This window comes from Oleiphilus sp. HI0132, assembly GCF_001635845.1.
Genome location: NZ_LWGJ01000392.1, coordinates 1 through 915 on the forward strand (window position 1 = coordinate 1; position 915 = coordinate 915).

The window sequence follows — 915 nt, forward strand, 5'->3', positions numbered from 1 at the left end:
ATTGCAGAGCCCCAGTTTCATTTCGATAACAGTAGTTGGGCACTTCCGGCCAGTGAGTCGGAATATCGTCGTGGCGTGAAGGCAGCGCGTAGTTACCTAGCGCGTCTCTCTGACCCTCAACAACCGGACGCTCAGTTCTATGCGCGAGCAGATAATTTAAGAAGTTGGCTATCTGAAGTCGAGAATCGTTTAGGGAGTTTGTCGCGCCGTTTGAGTGAAAGTGTTGGTCGCCAGCAGCTTGACTTGGGTTTGGCGGGCGATGCAAGTGCTCAGCAGTCGACAGCTGCAGAAGGTGCTCAGGAGCGTAAGACTGCTTGGATGGAAATAGACGATGTGTTTTATGAAGCACGCGGTACGGCTTGGGCGCTGGTGCATATACTAAAAGCAATAGAGCATGACTTTAAGGCAGTGCTGATCAATAAGAATGCTTTGGTAAGCTTGCAGCAGATAACACTGGAATTGGAAGCGACTCAAGAGGCTGTTTGGAGTCCGATGATTCTAAATGGTAGTGGCTTTGGGATGTTGGCTAATCATAGCTTGACAATGTCTTCGTATATCTCAAGAGCATCAGCGGCCATTATCGACTTGCGCAGTTTGCTTCAGCAGGGCTAACTTTCTAGCACTCGTGAAGTGCAGATAGTAAAAAGGCCGCTGATGCGGCCTTTGTTATATAGAGCTAAGCGCTACAACTTACTTATTGTAGTTCGCTACAGACTTCTCGATTGACTTACGAGCAGCATCTGCATTTTCCCAGCCTTTTACTTTTACCCACTTGCCTTTCTCAAGCTCTTTGTAACGCTCAAAGAAGTGCTGGATCTGTTCTTTCAGTAACACTGGAATATCTTCAATATCCTGAATATCTTTGTACTCAGGAGATAGCTTGTCGTGAGGTACCGCTACTAGCTTCTCATCACC

General features: G+C 47.2%; 2 protein-coding genes. One reads left to right on the forward strand and one right to left on the reverse strand.

From position 1 onward, the window contains the following. A partial coding sequence (locus tag A3766_RS04885) for a DUF2333 family protein (protein ID WP_156508695.1) occupies nucleotides 1-612 on the forward strand: 612 nt, incomplete at its 5' end. 78 nt (nucleotides 613-690) lie between these two features. Here the strand turns inward: A3766_RS04885 and A3766_RS04890 are convergent. Then, the coding region (locus A3766_RS04890) for an inorganic diphosphatase (protein WP_197479327.1) at nucleotides 691-915 on the reverse strand (225 nt) is incomplete at its 5' end.